Origin of the sequence: Ensifer sp. YR511 (genome assembly GCF_900103045.1) — a bacterium.
Lineage (GTDB): Bacteria > Pseudomonadota > Alphaproteobacteria > Rhizobiales > Rhizobiaceae > Ensifer > Ensifer adhaerens.
The window spans coordinates 1-17623 of the sequence record NZ_FNGR01000038.1 but is presented as its reverse complement, the minus strand read 5'-3'; the positions used below and the strand labels follow the sequence as shown (position 1 = coordinate 17623).

Annotated in this window: 14 protein-coding genes and 1 pseudogene; 7 read left to right on the top strand and 8 right to left on the bottom strand. The window is 59.6% G+C overall.

From position 1 onward, the window contains the following. Window positions 1-68 precede the first annotated feature (68 nt). The 6 genes from BLU15_RS33545 to BLU15_RS33520 all read right to left on the bottom strand — a co-directional run bounded on the left by BLU15_RS33545 (window position 69) and on the right by BLU15_RS33520 (window position 7425). Window positions 69-977: a CehA/McbA family metallohydrolase gene (locus BLU15_RS33545; protein ID WP_090301402.1), complete on the bottom strand. Its 909-nt coding sequence runs from the start codon at window positions 975-977 to the stop codon at window positions 69-71. Then, complete coding sequence (locus BLU15_RS33540) at window positions 967-2631, bottom strand: dipeptide ABC transporter ATP-binding protein (RefSeq protein ID WP_090301400.1); 1665 nt, start codon at window positions 2629-2631, stop codon at window positions 967-969. The genes BLU15_RS33545 and BLU15_RS33540 overlap by 11 nt, the downstream gene beginning before the upstream one ends. 3 nt (window positions 2632-2634) lie before the next feature. Then, window positions 2635-3510, bottom strand: a complete 876-nt coding sequence (locus BLU15_RS33535) for an ABC transporter permease (protein ID WP_090301399.1) — start codon at window positions 3508-3510, stop codon at window positions 2635-2637. After that, complete coding sequence (locus BLU15_RS33530) at window positions 3503-4369, bottom strand: ABC transporter permease (RefSeq protein WP_143034317.1); 867 nt, start codon at window positions 4367-4369, stop codon at window positions 3503-3505. The genes BLU15_RS33535 and BLU15_RS33530 overlap by 8 nt, the downstream gene beginning before the upstream one ends. Before the next feature lie 163 nt (window positions 4370-4532). Continuing rightward, window positions 4533-6128 carry an ABC transporter substrate-binding protein gene (locus BLU15_RS33525; protein ID WP_090301396.1) on the bottom strand — a complete coding sequence of 532 codons (1596 nt, stop codon included), beginning with the start codon at window positions 6126-6128 and terminating at the stop codon, window positions 4533-4535. 436 nt (window positions 6129-6564) lie between these two features. Next, window positions 6565-7425 carry a LysR substrate-binding domain-containing protein gene (locus tag BLU15_RS33520; RefSeq protein WP_176960440.1) on the bottom strand — a complete coding sequence of 287 codons (861 nt, stop codon included), beginning with the start codon at window positions 7423-7425 and terminating at the stop codon, window positions 6565-6567. 156 nt (window positions 7426-7581) lie between these two features. Here BLU15_RS33520 and psrA point away from each other — a divergent pair, with 156 nt between their 5' ends. The 4 genes from psrA (at window position 7582) to BLU15_RS33500 (ending at window position 12830) form a co-directional block, all read left to right on the top strand. After that, entirely contained in the window at window positions 7582-8688 is a 1107-nt protein-coding gene (gene psrA, locus BLU15_RS33515) for an iron-containing alcohol dehydrogenase PsrA (protein WP_090301392.1), read from the top strand. Window positions 8689-8698: 10 nt separating this feature from the next. Beyond that, window positions 8699-9949: a phosphonoacetate hydrolase gene (gene phnA / locus BLU15_RS33510; protein ID WP_090301390.1), complete on the top strand. Its 1251-nt coding sequence runs from the start codon at window positions 8699-8701 to the stop codon at window positions 9947-9949. Between the two features lie 3 nt (window positions 9950-9952). After that, window positions 9953-11401 (top strand): phosphonoacetaldehyde dehydrogenase, encoded by a 1449-nt coding sequence (gene phnY / locus BLU15_RS33505; RefSeq protein WP_090301388.1) that lies wholly within the window; start codon window positions 9953-9955, stop codon window positions 11399-11401. A 127-nt stretch (window positions 11402-11528) separates the two neighbouring features. Then, the gene (locus BLU15_RS33500; protein ID WP_090301386.1) at window positions 11529-12830 is read left to right on the top strand and encodes an MFS transporter; all 1302 of its coding nucleotides are present in this window, start codon (window positions 11529-11531) and stop codon (window positions 12828-12830) included. Between the two features lie 121 nt (window positions 12831-12951). Here BLU15_RS33500 and BLU15_RS33495 read toward each other — a convergent pair whose 3' ends face one another. Then, a complete protein-coding gene (locus BLU15_RS33495) occupies window positions 12952-13809 on the bottom strand; it encodes a LysR family transcriptional regulator (protein ID WP_090301384.1) in 858 nt (285 codons plus the stop codon). Window positions 13810-13901: 92 nt separating this feature from the next. Between BLU15_RS33495 and BLU15_RS33490 the strand changes: the two genes are divergently transcribed. The 3 genes and pseudogenes from BLU15_RS33490 (at window position 13902) to BLU15_RS33480 (ending at window position 16332) form a co-directional block, all read left to right on the top strand. Beyond that, window positions 13902-14687 carry an SDR family oxidoreductase gene (locus BLU15_RS33490; RefSeq protein ID WP_090301382.1) on the top strand — a complete coding sequence of 262 codons (786 nt, stop codon included), beginning with the start codon at window positions 13902-13904 and terminating at the stop codon, window positions 14685-14687. A 15-nt stretch (window positions 14688-14702) separates the two neighbouring features. Beyond that, a pseudogene (locus BLU15_RS33485) lies at window positions 14703-15409 on the top strand (ribonuclease activity regulator RraA). Continuing rightward, entirely contained in the window at window positions 15406-16332 is a 927-nt protein-coding gene (locus tag BLU15_RS33480; RefSeq protein ID WP_090301380.1) for a dihydrodipicolinate synthase family protein, read from the top strand. Before BLU15_RS33485 ends, BLU15_RS33480 begins: the two are co-directional and overlap by 4 nt. Window positions 16333-16675: 343 nt before the next feature. Here BLU15_RS33480 and BLU15_RS33475 read toward each other — a convergent pair. After that, the coding region (locus BLU15_RS33475; RefSeq protein ID WP_090301378.1) for an aldehyde dehydrogenase family protein at window positions 16676-17623 on the bottom strand (948 nt) is incomplete at its 5' end.

Below are 17623 nucleotides of genomic sequence, written 5' to 3'. Positions count from 1 at the left end.
TGAACCCTGCTTGTCCCCGGCCTCTCCCGTGCTCCCATACAGAATCCGGTGGTCGGCGACACGCAGGATTACAAATAAAACGGATTCGACCAAGCGATCTTGCCCGATGCATCTATGACGACGGCCCTTGCCCAATCTCCCGCGAACTTCTTCCAAGGGAGCGTGGCCGAGGTGAGGTCAACGCCCGAGATCTTCTCGTTCTTGGATGCACGGCCGACGACAGAAATCTGAAACGCTGCTGAGCATTTGATCTCGATGTTGTCGCCGTGGATCGAGATGTCCTCGATCATCGGCCCTTGCGACGAATAGTAGTGGCCATTCTTGAGCGCTTCGACGAGCGCGTCGGGCTCGTTGGCTTCGGACTTCACCATGACCCACCCCCCGAACGCATCACGATTGCGATCGGCTTCGACGACCCAATGGGCATCGTCGCAAGCAAGCGCATTGATACGCCGGCCCGCATTGAGCAAATCGTCGAGGTAGTAGGAGCCGCCGCCGCGTCCATTCAGCACCTGACTGGTGTGGTTGTAAACTTCGACTGCGTGCGCGCCGGGGATCGTGGCCGCATCCGCGATTGAAAGCGCGTACCACTCAGGGTGCGGAATTGCGACGAAAGCGCCGGCATCCAGGCAACGCTGAGCGACTTGCGGGCCCGTTTCGCCTTCACTGTATTTGGCGAATTCGAGAGGCAATCCAACGGCGAGAATATGCCATGCCTCACCGTTTTCAGTCGCAGGCGCGTGGCATTCCGCGCCTATGATTGTCGTAAAGCGATCCGTCCTATAGGCGCGCGTGTCTGCTATCGCGAATTTGTAGGCGGCATGGAAATGGTCTGACAGGCAAATGAAATCATAGCCACGAGCACGGTATCGTTCGCACACTTCTTCAGCATGCAACTTGCCGTCCGAAACGGTGGAGTGTGTGTGCAGATTGCCCCGATAGAACTTTCCCGGTGCTGCGAAGGCTTCAATTTGCATGCTTCAAAGTCCTGTTTGCTAGTTGTTGAGAGGCGGTCTCGAATGCCGCCAGGAGCCGTTTCGTATAGTCTGAGGTCGGAGTGCTAAGGACAGTGGCGGTATCGCCGTAGTCGCGGATGTTTCCCTTTTCGAGGACGAGTATTTGGTCCGACATCTCGGCCACGACGGGCAAATCGTGGGAGATGAAGAGATAGGCGGTGCCGTGCTCGCGTTGCAGCCGCTTCATGGCCTTGAGCACGGATGCCTGCACAGTCACGTCGAGTGCTGAAGTCACTTCATCGCACAGGACCAGATCCGGCTTGCCCGCAAACGCCCGGGCAATCGCCACGCGCTGCTGCTGCCCACCGGAAAGCTGGCGCGGCGAGCGGCCAAGAAACTGCGGACCAAGATCAAGTTCACCCAGCAATTCCGCTGCGCGATCCCTTGCTGCTGCCCGCGTCATGCCGAAGAAGATCTGAAGCGGCCTGACGATGATCTGCTCGACGGTATGCTGTGGATTGAGGGATGAGGCCGGGTCCTGGAAAATCATTTGGATGCGTCGGCGAAGATCGCGGTTACGTTGGGTCGCCAGGCCCGACAATGGTTTGCCGTCGAACTCTATTGCGCCGCTGTTTCCGTCGACGAGGCCGGCGATGATGGCCGCCAAGGTGGACTTGCCGCTACCCGATTCGCCGACCACGCCGAGCGTGGAGTTGACCGGAATAGCGAGCGAAATCTCCGAGAGGATGTTGGGCTGTTGTCGCTTGGGAAACAGGCGGCCGAGCGGCGTCCAACTGCTTCCGGTCCTGTAGGCAAAGTCAAGATTACGTGCAGCAAGCATCGAGGGCGACGGCAGGCGTTTCACATTGGAGCGCGTAGCCGTGCTCAATCTTGGGATCGCGGCGATCAAGGCCCGCGCATAATCGGTTCGTGGATTGGTGAAGACTTCCGTCGTTGGTCCGTCTTCCAGCACCTTTCCATCTTTCATGACCAGGACGCGCTCGCACATGCGCGCAATGACGTTCAGGTCGTGGCTGACATAGATAAGGGTTGTGTTGGTGCGCTTCTGGAGACGACCGACGAGATCGAGAACCTGGGATTCTACCGTCTTATCGAGGGCAGTCGTAGGTTCGTCCAGCACGATCAATTCCGGTTCTGCCACCAGCGCCGCAGCAATCACCACGCGCTGACGCTGGCCGCCGGAGAGCTGGTGCGGGTAGCGGTCATAGATTGCCTCAGGGGTCGGAAGCTCCATCGCAGCAAGCAATTCAAGTGCTTTTGCCCTGGGGGACTTATCCCCGGCTGCATCGTGTAGCTCGATCAACTCGACAAGATGCTTGCCGATCGTGCGATGCGGGGTCAGGGACGAAAGCGGGTTCTGGGGCACCATCGCCGCTTTCCGACCACGGTACTTTAGAATCTCCCCAGGCCCGAAATTCAAGACGTCGACGCCGGACACTTTGACGGAGCCGCCAGCGAAGCGAGCGCCGGGCCGTGTGTAGGCCAGGAACGCACGCGCCAACGAAGACTTGCCGCATCCGCTTTCTCCAACGATGCCGAGCGTTTCGCCCTTTGCGATCGAAAAGCTGACACTGTCGACTGCGGTGACCTCTTGCTTGGGACCGGTCGTGTAAACGAGCTTGAGATCGCGAACCTCAATGTGTGAAGGATCCATCGGTCAAAGCTCCGTCGATGTGATGCCGAAGGCGGAGGCGAAACCGTCCACGGCGAAGTTGACGGCAATGATCAAGCTGGAGAGCATCGCCGCTGGAAGCAGCAGGAACCAGGGATCTGTGAAGACCACACCCATTGCTTCTTGCACCATCAGGCCCCAGTCGGGTGTCGGTTGGCTGATGCCGAGACCGAGGAACGACAGGGCGCTGATGCGCAAAACGGCCGAGGAAACACGCACCGCCAGTTCGACCCCAAGCAGGCCGATCAGATTGGGAAAGATCTCCCTCAGCATGATCGACCAGCGGGTCTCGCCGCGCAGTTCGGCTGCCCGAACAAAATCGAGCGTCGAAAGGCTGATCGTCTTCGAGCGGATGACGCGGACAACACCCCAGGTGTAAACGACAGCGACGATTGGGATCAGCGCGACCACGTCCTTGCCGAGCGCTAAGGTGAGGATCGCGATCATGATGATCTCTGGGATGGCCATCATCGCGTCGACAAACCGCATGATCGCCTCGTCGAAACGACCGCCCAGGTACCCGGCGAGTACGCCAAGAATGCTGCCAATCACGAGAGCGATTGCTACTCCGCAAAAGGATACCATCAGGGCAATTCGCCCCCCCTCGATGATGCGGCTGAAATAGTCACGCCCGATCTGGTCGGTGCCCATCAGGAATTCCGACGACGGCGGCATGAGCGGGGCGCCGACGAGAGCACTGGCGTCGTACGGCGCGATGAGCGGGCTCAGCGCGCCGAGCAATAGATGCATGACAACGACGATGACGCCGATCAGCGTTAGGGGTTCGGAAAGCGCGCGGCGCAATGGCGACGAGCGATAGATCGGCGCTTCTTGCGGCGACGAAGTGTTGACATCAGCCATGACGATAGCTCGTGCGAACGCGTGGATCGAGGACGAGGACGGCAAGATCGGCCACAAGATTTGCGGCGATCACCGCGAGAGCGGCAAGAAAGGCGATTGCCTGAATGGTCGGAATTTCGCGCTGGGAGATCGCCCGAAGCAACTCGCCACCGGCACCCGGGTACTTGAAAACTGCCTCGACGACCACGGCGCCAGAAAGTAGCCCGGCAACGAAGGTGGCTGTGCCGTTCAGCATCGGGATCAATGCGGACGGTAGCGCGTGTCTCACCGCGATGCGCCAGGTCGGAACGCCGGCGAGCCGGGCACGTTCGACGTAGTCGCTGTTGAGCGCCTCGATCATACCGGCGCGCAGCAGCCGGAACTGATAGGCTGCCCCGTGAACGCACAGGGCCACTGCAGGAAGGATGGACGCGGCAAGTATCGTTAACTTGGGCGCGTTTGTCGGTGCCAGGATGACGGCCGGCATTAGACCGAGCCAGACCGCGAAAATGATAACGAAAATGTTGCTGACCACGAAGTCGGGCATCGAATAGGTGAACAGGGTGGAGCCGCTGATTGCTGTGTCCAGTCGGCCACCGGATCTGAGGGTTGCGAGTACTCCCAGGCAGACAACGAGAGTAAGCATGATCAGCAAGGCGACGCCGGCCATGACCGCGGAATTGATCATCGGATGCAGGATCCGGTCGAATACGGGTTCGCGCTTGATGATCGTCGACCCAAAGTCGAAAGTGACAAGCCGCTGCCATACCTCGAAAAAGCGTACAGGGATCGACCGGTCAAGCCCCAACTCCTGGCGCATCTGATCGATCTGTTCCTTCGGCATGAAAGCGAGTTCGTCGGCCGGAATCGTTGCTGTCAACGCGTCCCCTGGCAGCACTTCTGTGCCAAGAAAAACGATCAGCGATGTCAACGTCAGAATAAAGAACGACAGAACGAGTCTGCGCCCGATAATTGCGGCGATGCGGGGCACGTCAATCTCCCAAATACTTGTGAGGGCCGCGGGGTCCGCGGCCCGGAGACAGCTAGCTTTCGATCCAGACGTCGTCGAAGCGGCTGCCCCAGTTCTGAGAGTGCGACTTCAGGTTCGTCACCGAGGGGGCGTGCGCCAGCATGTTGCGCCGGCCGCCAAGGACAATCGCCGGCGTGTCGGACTGGGCGATGGCCTGGAGCTGTTGGTACATTTCGGTGCGCTTCTCGTCGTCCGGCTCCGCGATCGCTTTGGCATAGAGCACCTTGTAGTCGTCCCCCTTGGCACCCGACCAGCCGGCAGACTCAGAATCATTGGTCGCCATGCGTCCAAGATTGATGGCCGGGTTGCGCGGTCCCACAAGCGAACGTGCCGGCCTTCCAAAGGGCGCGTTCACCTGCTGTTGGTAGGCGCTGAAGCCGTCGCAAGGCATCTCCCGGATTTCGACATTGATTCCGTTATTCTTGAGAGATTCTGCGACTACGGCCATGACACGGGGTTCTTCGGGGAACGAAGGGCAGTAGACGATTGCAGGCAGAGTGAGCCCGCCCGCATGGCCAGCCTCGGCGAGAAGTTGCTTGGCGCGCACGGGGTCGTATGGCTTGGGGCGTGGCAGGAATTCCCGATTTAGCCCAGACATATGCGTGTCGTTCCCGACCCAGGTGCCGGGGTCGTTATAGACAATCGTATTGATTGCGTTGCGATCGATACTCAGGCTGATTGCCTCACGGATACGCGGGTCGTTCCATACCAAATCGAGGTTCTTGGGCAGGCTGATCAGGAACTGGTCGCCGCCTGCTGACTTATGCACAACCCCGTTTGCGCCCTCGTACTGGGCGGCCGTCGTCGGATCGATGTTGAACACTGCATTGAATTGGCCAGAACGGAAGCCGTTGATCGCGGTTTGCGAATTGACGACGTAGCCTTCAAGTTCATCGACAAAGGGCCGCCCCTTGAGCCAGTAATTCTCATTGCGCACAGCGCGGAAGCCACGGCGATTATCGACCTCGATCAATTTGAACGGACCGGTGCCTATACCGTCGGTGAGGATCGTTTCCTGTGTCGCAGCGGGCACGATCGCGAGGCGATATTCCGCCAAAGCAAACGGAAACTCAGCATAGCCGGCGTTCAAAGTGAAACGGACGGCGTATTTGCCTTGGGGTTCAACCTTCGAGAACCACTTGTTCAAGAAGGAACTGCCTTTCTGGGCGACGTGAGCGTTGATGGAAGCAACGACATCATCCGCCGTCATTTCCTTGCCATTGTGAAACATGACCCCTTCGCGGAGCTTGAAGTCCCAGACCTTCAGCGAATTGTCGGTCGGTTGCCAGCTTTCTGCCAGCTCGCCCTGAAGATTGAAGTCGTGGTCCACCCACAGGAGGCAGTTCCAGATCGAGCGCGTCAGAAGGTCGATCCAGAAGTGGGGATGTTTGCCATTGTCAGAGGTTCCGACCGCCCAGTTCGGATAGGTCTGTCCGTAGACCAGTTTGCCACCGGTTTTTGGAACCGCTCCCTCCGGAAGGTTCGCCCAGGCCGGTTGAGCGCCGACCGATTGTGCGAAGGCTCGCCCGGGCGAAAGAGACGTTGCTCCCAATACGAGGCCACTCAATCCAAGTAGTTGTAAAAACTCACGCTTTGAAATTGCAGACATGCCCAACCTCCCAGTATCAGCAGCGGCCAATGGTCAAAAGAATTCCCGCGACGGTACCTCTGATGCCGGCGCTGGCACGTTTCCGTTGTCGTATTTGGTCTCCCGTCCTGAACTTTACACGTGTTACTATATTGGCGAAATACATCGTATCTATGCTCCTCATTGATTTTATATATGGGTGAGGCAGCCTACTCAGTTTTTGCGACAATGAGATGAATGGGATAGCGTGACCGCAGGCGGCGATCGGAACCGGGCAGATTTTGCGCCTTCAGTACCCGATGTCCGAGCTTAGGCGTCCCCAGAAGGCCCTGAGGAGACCGCATTGCGTGCGGCCGAGATAAGGCGCGGCTTCAATGCGCGCCCGTCGTCTTTGCCGAGGTCTGGCCAAAGGAGTCCGCAGGATTGAAGCCGCGCGTCAAGCGCCGCAGTGGCAGCATCACAGCACGGCTTCCAGAAAAGCGTTGATCTTGCGTGACGAGCGTCGTTCCTGGAGACAGGCCAGCCGATATTCGGTTCTCACGGCGCAATCGGCGATGCGAATGGTTTTCAGGCGGGGATGGGAGACAAACTCAAAATCGGCGACGACGCCGATACCAAGCCCTCGTTCGACAGCTTTCCACACCCCTTCTCGACTCCCGATTTCCAGGAACGGGCTCAAAGCTAAGCCGGCACTCTCAGCAATTGTTTCCAGAGCCCGGCGGGTCGTTGAACCTTGTTCGCGAAGAATGAGCGGCTGCCCTTCGATCTCTCTGATGCTGATCGCGTCTCGACCATACCAAGGATGGTCGCAGTTTACGAAGACGACGACCTCATGCGTACTGAAGGGCACGGTGTGTACCCTGGGGTCGTCAACCAGGTGGGCCAGGATCGCGACATCGGCTTCGAGATTGAGGATCCGCGAGAGCGTGAGATCGGAGTTGCCCAGCAGCATGCTGACCTTGAAGAGGGGGTAACGCGCCACAAAACGTGCGATCATTTCTGTTGCGTGGAATGGACCCACGGCAGCGATCTGCAGTTGCCCGGTCGTCAGGTGACCGCTGCTGGATAAAAGGTCTTCCGCTTCTTCGTGCAGCTTCAAGATGCGCGTGCTTATCTCGTAAAGGGCACGCCCGGTTTCCGAAAGTTCGACGCGACGGCCTTGCCGAAGAAACAGTTCCACTCCGTAGCGCTCTTCAAGCTCCCTGACCTGTGTCGTCACCGTCGGTTGGCTCACGCGCAGCGCGTTTGCTGCGGCTGTGAAACCGCGATGTTCTGCCACCGCATGAAATGACCGAAGATGGGTAAAAACGATGGCCACGAGAATGCTCCTACCAACTTGAGGCAGGCCACCATGCCGTGCGCACCGCTCGCTGTCCATAGCTTTTATATATGAATAAGCAATATACTATCAATTGGACAAATGTGACGCACGGCGCGCTTAATACCGTCCGAAGACGAAATTCGGAGGAAAGCGATGTCGCAATCGTGGAAATACGCCAACCCGGTCAACGTCACGTTTGGCGCGGGATCCATATCCAGAATCGGCGAGAAGGTTGCAGGCCGCAGCTACTGCCTGCTGACATACAATGATCACCCGGCTTTCGATGCGTTGGTGGACCGCGTCTCCAAGGAAGCCGGCCGACCATCGGTTGTGGTACGCGACGTCGAGCCCAATCCGAGCTTTCAGGGCCTTCGCACCGCATGCGCCGCGTTCGGTGTGGCTGCGGAGGTTCCGCAGGTGATCGTGGCAATCGGCGGCGGCTCCGTGATCGATACGGCAAAGGTCCTGGCCGCTTCGGGTAAGGATTTTGCACGCGTCCAAGCCTATCTTCAGGGACGCGCTGGCGCCGACACCCTTCTCAATCTGCCGATTATCGCGGTTCCGACCACGTCCGGCACTGGGAGCGAGGTGACGTGTTGGGCTACGGTGTGGGACACCGACGCGAAGAAGAAATATTCGCTCGCCCACGAAAGCCTTTATCCGGAACATGCGATCCTTGATCCGGAACTCACGCTTGTCATCCCCCGCGCGCTCACGCTGAGCACGGGTCTCGACGCTCTGTCACATGCGCTTGAAAGCATCTGGAACGTGAATGCCAATCCGGTCTCGTCAAACCACGCCGTTTTCGCGGCGCGTGAGATCATGGTGGTTCTGCCCCACTTGCTGGAACGTCTCGACGATCTCGATCTCAGGTCACGTATGTCCCGGGCAAGCCTTCTTGCAGGTCTTGCGTTCTCGAACACCAAGACGGCGCTGGCACACTCGCTTTCATATTACCTCACGCTTCACCACGGCACGGTTCATGGGATCGCGTGTTCATTCACGCTGCCGGCGATCCTGCGCAGCGTGATCGGGAGAGACGCGGCCTGTGACGCGGCACTCATGCAAATCTTTGGAGAAGATCTCGTTCGTGGCGCAAATGATCTCGACGCCTTTTTAGCGGGGCTTGGCGTGTCCACCCAGGCTACGGACTACGGCGTGACCCAAGACAACTGGCTGAGCGCTATCAACGACGCACTTCTGGGCGAGCGCGGCCGCAACTTCATCGGCAGCCGCGACGCAATCCTCGCCGCAGCATAAGGGAACCATCATGAACACCTACGTCAATTTCGATGCCGAGGTCGTCGCGAACGGTCGCAGCTACAAGCGACCCGACAGGCCGGTGGTGGTGATCTGCATCGACGGGTCGGAACCGGACTACATCGAACAGGCGATCGAGAAGGGGCTGGCGCCGAACCTCGATCGGGTGATGAAGTCCGGTGCAAACACGAGCGCTCTGTCGGTAATCCCGAGCTTCACCAATCCCAACAACATCTCGATCATTACCGGTCGCCCTCCGGCGGTTCATGGCATCGCCGGCAATTACTTTTACGATCGGGAGAGTGGCGAAGAGGTCATGATGAACGATGCGCGCTTCTTGCGCGCGCCGACCATTCTTGCCGAATTCCAGAAGGCGGGCCTTAAGGTCGCGATGGTAACCGCCAAGGACAAGCTACGCACGCTGCTCGGCAAGGGACTCGATTTCACCAAGGGAACCGCCATCGCCTTTTCTTCCGAAAAGGCGGACAAGGCGACCGTTACTGAGAACGGCATCGCAGATGTCCTCGATTTCGTCGGTCTACCCTTGCCGGAGGTCTACTCGGCCGATCTCTCCGAATTCGTCTTTGCCGCAGGCGTCAAGCTGCTTAAGACGTTCAAACCGGACCTGATGTATCTGTCAACGACTGACTATGTGCAGCACAAGGCTGCACCAGGTTCCAAGGTCGCCAACGACTTTTATCAGATGTTCGATCGATATGTTGGCGAACTCGACAGCGCCGGCTGCACACTGGTCATGACGGCCGACCACGGCATGAATGACAAGCACCTGAAGAATGGCGAACCGGATGTCATCTACCTTCAGGAAATACTCGACGCGCGTTATGGCGCAGGTGCCACTCGCGTCATTCTGCCGATTACCGATCCTTACGTTGCCCATCACGGCGCGCTTGGGTCCTTCGCCACCGTTTACGCCGAAGAGAACGATCACGTAGATATCATCGATTTTCTGAATGGGATCGAGGGAATAGACGTCGCCGTTTCGGCGGATGAAGCCTGCGAACGGTTTGAGCTGCCAGCTGACCGGATCGGTGATGTCGTGGTGCTGTCTTCCCGCCACAAGGTACTCGGAACGGCAAGGGCACGCCACGATCTTTCCGGTCTGACCGAACCGCTTCGTTCACACGGCGGTCTCACCGAGCAAAAGGTCCCTTTGATTGCCAACCGCAAGATCGAGGTTCCCGGCGGACGGATTCTCCGCAATTTCGACGCCTTCGACGTCGCGCTCAATCTGGTGCGCTGAACCATGGATACCAATATCACACTCTCTCCTCGTCGCGAGGCTATGCGGATCGCTGGCAAGCTGGTCGATACGGATGATCGCATCGAGGTGCTCAACCCCTATGACAATTCGGTTGTCGGAACAGTGCCTGCCGCCCGTGCGGAACACGTTCGCGACGCCTTCGCCAAGGCACGGGCGTTCAAGCCCAAGCTGACACGTTACGAGCGCCAGACGATCTTGCAGCGAGCGGCCGAATTGCTGCGCGACCGAAAAGAGGACTTCGCACGCCTCATCACAGCGGAAGCCGGCCTTTGCTGGAAGGACTCACTCTACGAGGCAAGCCGCGCCTACGATGTCTGGTCCTTCGCCGCGCAGCTTTCGATCAAGGATGACGGAGAAATCTACTCCTGCGACATCTCGCCGAACGGCAAAAACCGGAAGATATATACGACCAGGTTGCCGCTGCTCGGTGTCATCTCCGCGATCACACCTTTCAATCATCCACTCAATATGGTGAGCCACAAGATCGCGCCCGCCATCGCTACGAACAACAGGGTGGTGCTGAAGCCCACCGAACTCACGCCGCTGACTGCCTTGGCGCTGGCCGATCTGCTCTACGAAGCCGGGCTGCCGCCCGAAATGCTGTCTGTCGTCACCGGCAATCCATCGACGATGGGTGATGCGATGATCACCGATCCGGACGCGGACCTTGTGACGTTTACCGGCTCCGTTCGTGTCGGCAAGCATATTGCCTCAACCGCCGGCTATAAGCGCGTGGTGCTGGAATTGGGCGGTAATGATCCGTTGATCGTCATGGAAGATGCCGACCTCGACAAGGCGGCGGAACTGGCTGTGACTGGCGCCACCAAGAACTCCGGTCAGCGCTGTACTGCCGTCAAACGCATTCTCGTGGTCGAAAGCGTCGCCGATGCCTTTTCCAAGTTGGTCGTCGAGAAGGCGAAACGGCTCAAATGCGGCAACCCGATGGATCCGGAAACCGATATCGGTACTGTGATCAACGAGCGTTCGGCGGCTTTGTTCGAAACGCGCGTCAAGGATGCCGAGAGCTTGGGAGCCGAGGTGCTTCATGGGCCGCCACGGCGAGGAGCCCTCTTTCCACCTGCTGTCGTCGACCGCGTTCCATACGAGTGTGAGCTCGTGCATGAAGAGACTTTCGGTCCGGTCATTCCGATCATCCGTTGCCCGGATGATATCGCCGCGGTCGTCCGCATCTCGAACTCCACCGCCTACGGCCTGTCGTCCGGCGTCTGCACCAACCGTTTCGATTATATCTCGCACTTCGTCGCCGAGCTCGAGGTCGGCACGGTGAACATCTGGGAAGTACCGGGGTACCGGATTGAAATGTCTCCGTTCGGCGGCATCAAGGATTCGGGCCTCGGTTACAAGGAAGGCGTTGTAGAGGCGATGAAGAGCTTCACCAACGTGCGGACTTGGTCGATGCCATGGGGCTGACGTAGGGCGGATCGGAGCCGCGCCGCGGATTGGCGCGCCGGCTCCGGTTCACCACTCGGCTCATCGGAAAACAGATGCGGCGAAGGAGAGGAGCCTTCGCCTGCCACTGAAACCAGGGGAGGTTACCATGAGTTCTATCGACACGTCCCGCTACGCCGTCCACACCGTGGCTGGCAGCGGTTTCCGTCGGGCGCAGTGGCGAATGCTGCTTGCGGCCATGTTCTGCTACCTGTTTTTCTATACTGGAAGGCAGACCTTTGGGTTTGCCATCCCCGGCATCCAGGCCGAATTCGGCGTTTCCAAGGAAGCGCTGGGTTGGGTAAGTGCTGGCATGCTCTGGTGCTATGCGATCGGGCAGGCCATCAACGGCAATCTCGGCGACAAGTTTGGGGGGAGGCGCGTCATGAGCGCCGGCGCCATTCTTTCCTGCGCCATGAACTGGGCAACGAGTTTTGCCGGTGGCGTGCTCAGCCTGGGCATTATGTGGGGAGCAAACGGCTACTTCCAGGCGCTCGGTTGGGCGCCCGGCAGTCGACTTCTGTCCAATTGGTGGGGCAGGCACGAACGGGGCAAGGTATTCGGCTGCTATGTCTTTGCCGCCGGGCTTGCCTCCGTACTCTCCTATATAACCTCGCTGGTGGTCGTACACTATCTGCAACTCGATTGGCGTTGGATCTTCCGACTGCCTGTGCTCCTCCTCCTGCTTGGAGGGATTACCTTCTACCTCGTCGCGCGTGAACGACCGGAGGATCTCGGGTACCGCTCCCCGCATGACGATGCTATCGACGATGGTGAGGCGGCCAAGGTCGCCGACGATGAGACTTCGCTGGAGCGTTACAAAGGTGTTCTCAAGAACTGGCGCCTATTGGTTGGCGGGCTAGCGATCGGCTTTCAGAACGCTGCGCGGTATGGCCTCCTCGTCTGGGTTCCGGTGCATTTTCTTGGCTCCAATTGGGCAAAGGCGAGTGCCGAAACCGCTGTCATCGACCCGAAATGGATCAGCGTAGCCTTGCCGGTTGGCATGGCTATCGGCGCGGCTACCAATGGATGGGTGTCGGACCGGCTATTTAATTCTAAGCGGTACATTGCCATCGTGCTCTATATGGCGTTGGCGGCGGTCACGTCGCTGTACATGTACACGATACCCGTCACTGACGTTTACAAGGGGTTGGTCGTTCTCTTCCTCTGCGGCTTCTTCGTCTACGGTCCTCAATCCTCGTTCTGGGCGCTATGCCCCGACCTCGTCGGACACAAGCGAGCCGGAACGGCAATCGGCGTCATGAACTTCTTTGCGTATCTGTTCGCGGGTCTCGGCGAGCCTCTGATCGGCGGGTACATGGATACGCATGGCGACACCTCAGCGGTCTTCCTGATTGTCGCCATCGCAAGTGCCATCAGTGCAGTGGTGGCCGTCTTCATCCGTCGTTGACGCAAGTTTCCTCCTGGCCGGCATCCGCAAGGTCGCCGGCCATCTCTATGGCGATCTCCAAGCCGAGCAGTGAGGGGATCGCCATCCTTTTCCTGACAACCAACGACGTGAGCGAATTTCTCTATGATCGGATGGCATCGAGGACGGTCTGTATCAGTCGGCCAGACGGCACGTTGCGTGGCCTGAGCAAACCGATCTCACGGCTCGGCGCATTCGGTAGCGGTAGACGGGCGACGCGCAGGTTGTCGAAGAGCGAGGAGCGCCAGTCGGGCATCAGCGACACGCCGAGTCCAGCTTCAACCATCATCGATATGGCTTCAAGTGAATCGAGCTCCAGCCACTCACGAGGAAGAATTCGCTGGGTTTGAAGGTAGCTATCGGCCAGTCGGCCACCCCAGTTGCTTCTGTCGTATCGAATGAACGGTTGCTCGCGAAGCAGGCGGTCGACGGGGGTCTCTGAAAGGTCCGGGGGGGCCAGGAGTACGAACCGTTCCGACCGGATGAGGTCCCAGTTGAGCGTCTTTGGAATGGGGAAGGGCGGTTTGACGAGGATTGCCGCGTCGATCTTCTCTTCAGCGACACTGTTATAGAGTTCGGCCGACGTGCCCGGCAGCAGGAAGATGTCGATGCCCGGCGTCCTGTCGAAAACCCGCCGCAAGGCGTTCGGAAGCAGGCCGGTCAGAACCGTCGAGATGGCTCCCAGACGGAGTTCTCCGAATGCCTGGTCGTCGCGCGCCAAGCCTTTCAACTGCCTGACTTCGGCCAGAACGCGCCGGCTCTTTTCCAGGATTGCGACGCCCGCTTCGGTTGGCTTCACCCGCCGGCCTGATCGCGCAAGAAGAGGCAGTCCGATCTCGTCTTCCAACGCCTGGATCCGTTGCGCGACCGCCGCTGGCGTGACGCCCATGCGGCGTGATGCCTCGGCGAGAGAGCCATGCTGGACCACCGCCAGAAAGGTTTCGAGAAAGCGCGTTTCCATCGTTATTTTTACTATCGTCTGAAGGGATAAAAAGGAAGGTTTTTCTTCCGTTTTCGCCTTGGCATAGTGCCGTCAAACAACAGGAGGAAGAGTTGGATCTTCAGTTGAACGGCAAGACGGCGCTCGTATTCGGCGCCGGTGGTGGGCTTGGCGGCGCGATCGCCAGGTCGCTCGCGGCCGAAGGCGTTTCCGTCGTTGTCGCCGACATCCACGAGGAAAGCGCCACGGCGACGGCAGAGGCAATCAGCGGCGCAGGCGGCAAGGCCATTCCGCTCGTTTGGGATATCGGCGACCTTTCCCTGATCGGTCAGAAGCTCGATGCCATAAAAGCTGCGTTCGGACCGGTCGACATCCTTGTCAACAACACCGGGGGCCCGCCGCCAACGCCCGCCGCCGGACAGTCGCCCGACGATTGGTCGAAATATTTCGACCTCATGGTTCGCTCGGTGATCGCGGTCACCGATGCGGTGCTTCCGGGTATGCGCGAGCGCAAATGGGGACGCATCATTACCTCGACGTCCTCCGGCGTCGTCGCGCCGATTGCAAATCTCGGGATATCGAACAGCCTGCGCCTGGCCTTGGTCGGCTGGTCGAAGACCCTGGCGCGTGAGGTTGGTCGCGACGGTATCACCGCAAACATCGTACTGCCGGGGCGTATTGCCACCGGTCGGATCGTCTTTCTGGACAAACAGAAGGCCAAGCGCGAGAACCGCCCCGTCGCCGAGGTCACGGCTGAAAGCACCGGGTCGATCCCGGTCGGCCGCTACGGTGATCCGAAGGAATATGGCGACACCGTCAGCTTCCTTGCGAGCCCCCGCGCATCCTATATCACCGGCTCAGTCATCCGTGTCGATGGCGGGCTGATCAACAGCATCTGATGTGCGAGGTTTCTAATGACACTTGAGCCTCACGTCGTTGAAACTCTGAAGAGCGTCTCCACCGCGACGCTCACCACGGTTCTCCTCAAAAAAGGGCTTCGCAACATCTGGCTGCGCGGCACGAACCACTGAAGCCCGGCCAGGGACGGGTTGTCGGCAAGGCCTTTACGCTGCGCTTCATTCCTGCCCGGGAAGACCTCGCCACGCCTGCGAGCTGGGCGTCGCCAATCTCCACGCGGGCGGCGATCGAAGCGATGCCAGAGGGCTGCATCGCCGTCGCCGATGCAGTGGGCGTCAGTGATGCCGGCATCTTCGGCGACATCCTGTGTGCCCGCATGGCGAAACGCAAAGTTGCCGGCCTCGTTACCGACGGCGTGATGCGGGACGCCGAGGGGGTGCTGGCGAGCGGCATGAAGGTGTGGTGCAATGGTGTTGCGGCACCGCCTTCAGTCGCAGGCTTGACCTTCGTTGGATGGCAGGAGCCAATCAATTGCGGCGGCGTCGCCGTTCTGCCTGATGATATTGTCGTCGTCGACGACGACGGCGCAGTCCTGATCCCGGCCGCGCTTCTCGAAGAGGTGCTCGCTGAGGCACCCGAGCAGGAGCGTATGGAAGCCTGGATCATGAGTGAAGTGGATCGGGGCGTGCCGCTTCCCGGTCTTTACCCGATGAACGCTGAAACGAAGGCCCGGTACGAGGCCTGGAAGGAAAGCCAGAAATGACGTTCAGCACGCAATCCAAGGGCGTCTACGCCATCGCGACGACACCGTTCTTCGAGGACGGCTCGATCGATTTCAATTCGATCGACAAGTTGACAGACTTTTATGAGGAGAGCGGTTGCACCGGCGTCACGATCCTTGGAATCATGGGCGAGGCCCCGAAGCTCGAACCGGAGGAAAGCAGAGCCATCGTCAAGCGGGTGGTCTCCCGGTCGAAGATTCCTGTCATCGTCGGGGTATCCGCTCCAGGTTTTGCCAGCATGCGCTCGCTGGCGCGTGACTCGATGGAGATGGGTGCTGCCGGCGTCATGATCGCTCCGCCACCTGCGCTGCGCACGGATGATCAGATCGTCAACTATTTCGCAGGTGCGGTGGAAGCGGTCGGCCAAGATGTGCCGTGGGTTTTGCAGGACTATCCGTTGACCCTCACGGTCGTCATGACGCCCGGCGTCATCGCGAAGATAATCGCCAACCATTCGTCCTGCCTGATGCTGAAGCACGAGGACTGGCCCGGTCTTGAGAAAATATCAAAGTTGCGCGCCATGCAGAAGGCGGGCGAACTTCGCGAATTTTCCATCCTGTGCGGCAATGGCGGCCTCTTCCTCGACTTTGAGCCGGAGCGCGGTGCCGATGGTGCCATGACCGGCTACGGCTTTCCGGACATGCTTACCGAACTGATGGAGCTTTCTGCGGCCGGGAAAAGGGATGAAGCGCACGATCTATTCGACGCGCACCTGCCGTTGATCCGTTACGAGCAGCAGCTCGGGATTGGCCTTGCCATTCGCAAGCACGTTCTGAAGCGTCGCGGCGTTATCGCCACCGACGCGCAACGCAAGCCAGCCCAGATGCTGACCCCGACAGCGCGGGCGGAAGTGGACTATCTGCTTGCCCGTCTCGCGAGATACGACAGGCGAGCTGCTTTCTAGGCCGCTTCTTCTCCCCGGAGGGGCCGTCCGTCTCTGATCTGGAGCGGCGGACGGGCTTTTAAAGGTCGTCCCCGTTCTGCGACTTGTCATTGCGGTCTGTGCTCGCGCTCGCGCGCCTGATACTAAGAACGTTGCGTATCGGTGTGATCGTTGTGGTCGCGATCCTGCTTGCGGCGATCCAGTACGTGGTGTCTTCGCGAGGCCTCTATCCGGTTCTCTGAGAGAAATCGCGACCTCCTGAGCTGGCGGCCTCGGCAATTATCCTTGCGGACTTGAGCTATCTATCGAAAAGCCCCGCCGCCCACATCGACATGGATGCTGGCCGCCGGGGCTTGCCTCACATTCAAGCGAGCGTGTAGGCCGTCTTGACGGTGGTGTAGAACTCGGCGGCGTAGCGCCCCTGCTCGCGCGAGCCATGGGACGAGCCCTTGCGGCCGCCGAAGGGCACGTGGAAATCGACGCCCGCCGTCGGCAGGTTGACCATCACCATGCCGGCTTCCGCATTGCGCTTGAAATGGGTCGCGTGCTTGAGGCTGGTGGTGGCAATGCCCGAGGACAGGCCGAAGGGCGTGTCGTTGGCGACCGTGAGCGCCTCATCGTAGTCCTTGACGCGGATGACGGATGCGACCGGGCCGAAGATCTCTTCCCGGCTGATGCGCATCGCGTTCGTCGCTTCGGTGAACAGCGCCGGCTGCAGGTAGAAGCCGGGCGTGGCGCGCTTCAGAAGCTCGCCGCCGAAGGCAAGCTTTGCGCCTTCCTGGCGGCCGATGGCGATATAGTCGGTGTCCTGGTTGAGCTGGCTCTCATCGACCACCGGACCGATCTGGGTGCCGGCCTTCAAGGCGTCGTCGATCACAAGCCCCTTCATCCGTTCGCCCATGGCGGCCACGAAGCGATCGTGAATGCCCTTGGTGACGATGAGGCGGGAAGATGCCGTGCAGCGCTGGCCGGTGGAGAAGAAGGCGGAGTTGACCGCGGCTTCCACTGAAACATTGAGGTCGGCGTCATCGAGCACGACGAAGGGGTTCTTGCCGCCCATCTCCAGCTGGTATTTGCGATTGTGTTCGACCGAGGCGAGCGCCACGCGTTTTCCCGTGCCGGTCGAGCCGGTGAAGGTGATGGCGTGAATGTCCGGGCTGTCGAGCATCGCCTGGCCGACGACCGAGCCCTTGCCCATGACGAGGTTCAAGACGCCCTTCGGCAGGCCGGCGCGGTGAAGAATGTCGACGATCGCCCAGGAACTGCCGGGCACCAGTTCGGCCGGCTTGAAGACGACGGTGTTGCCGTAGCA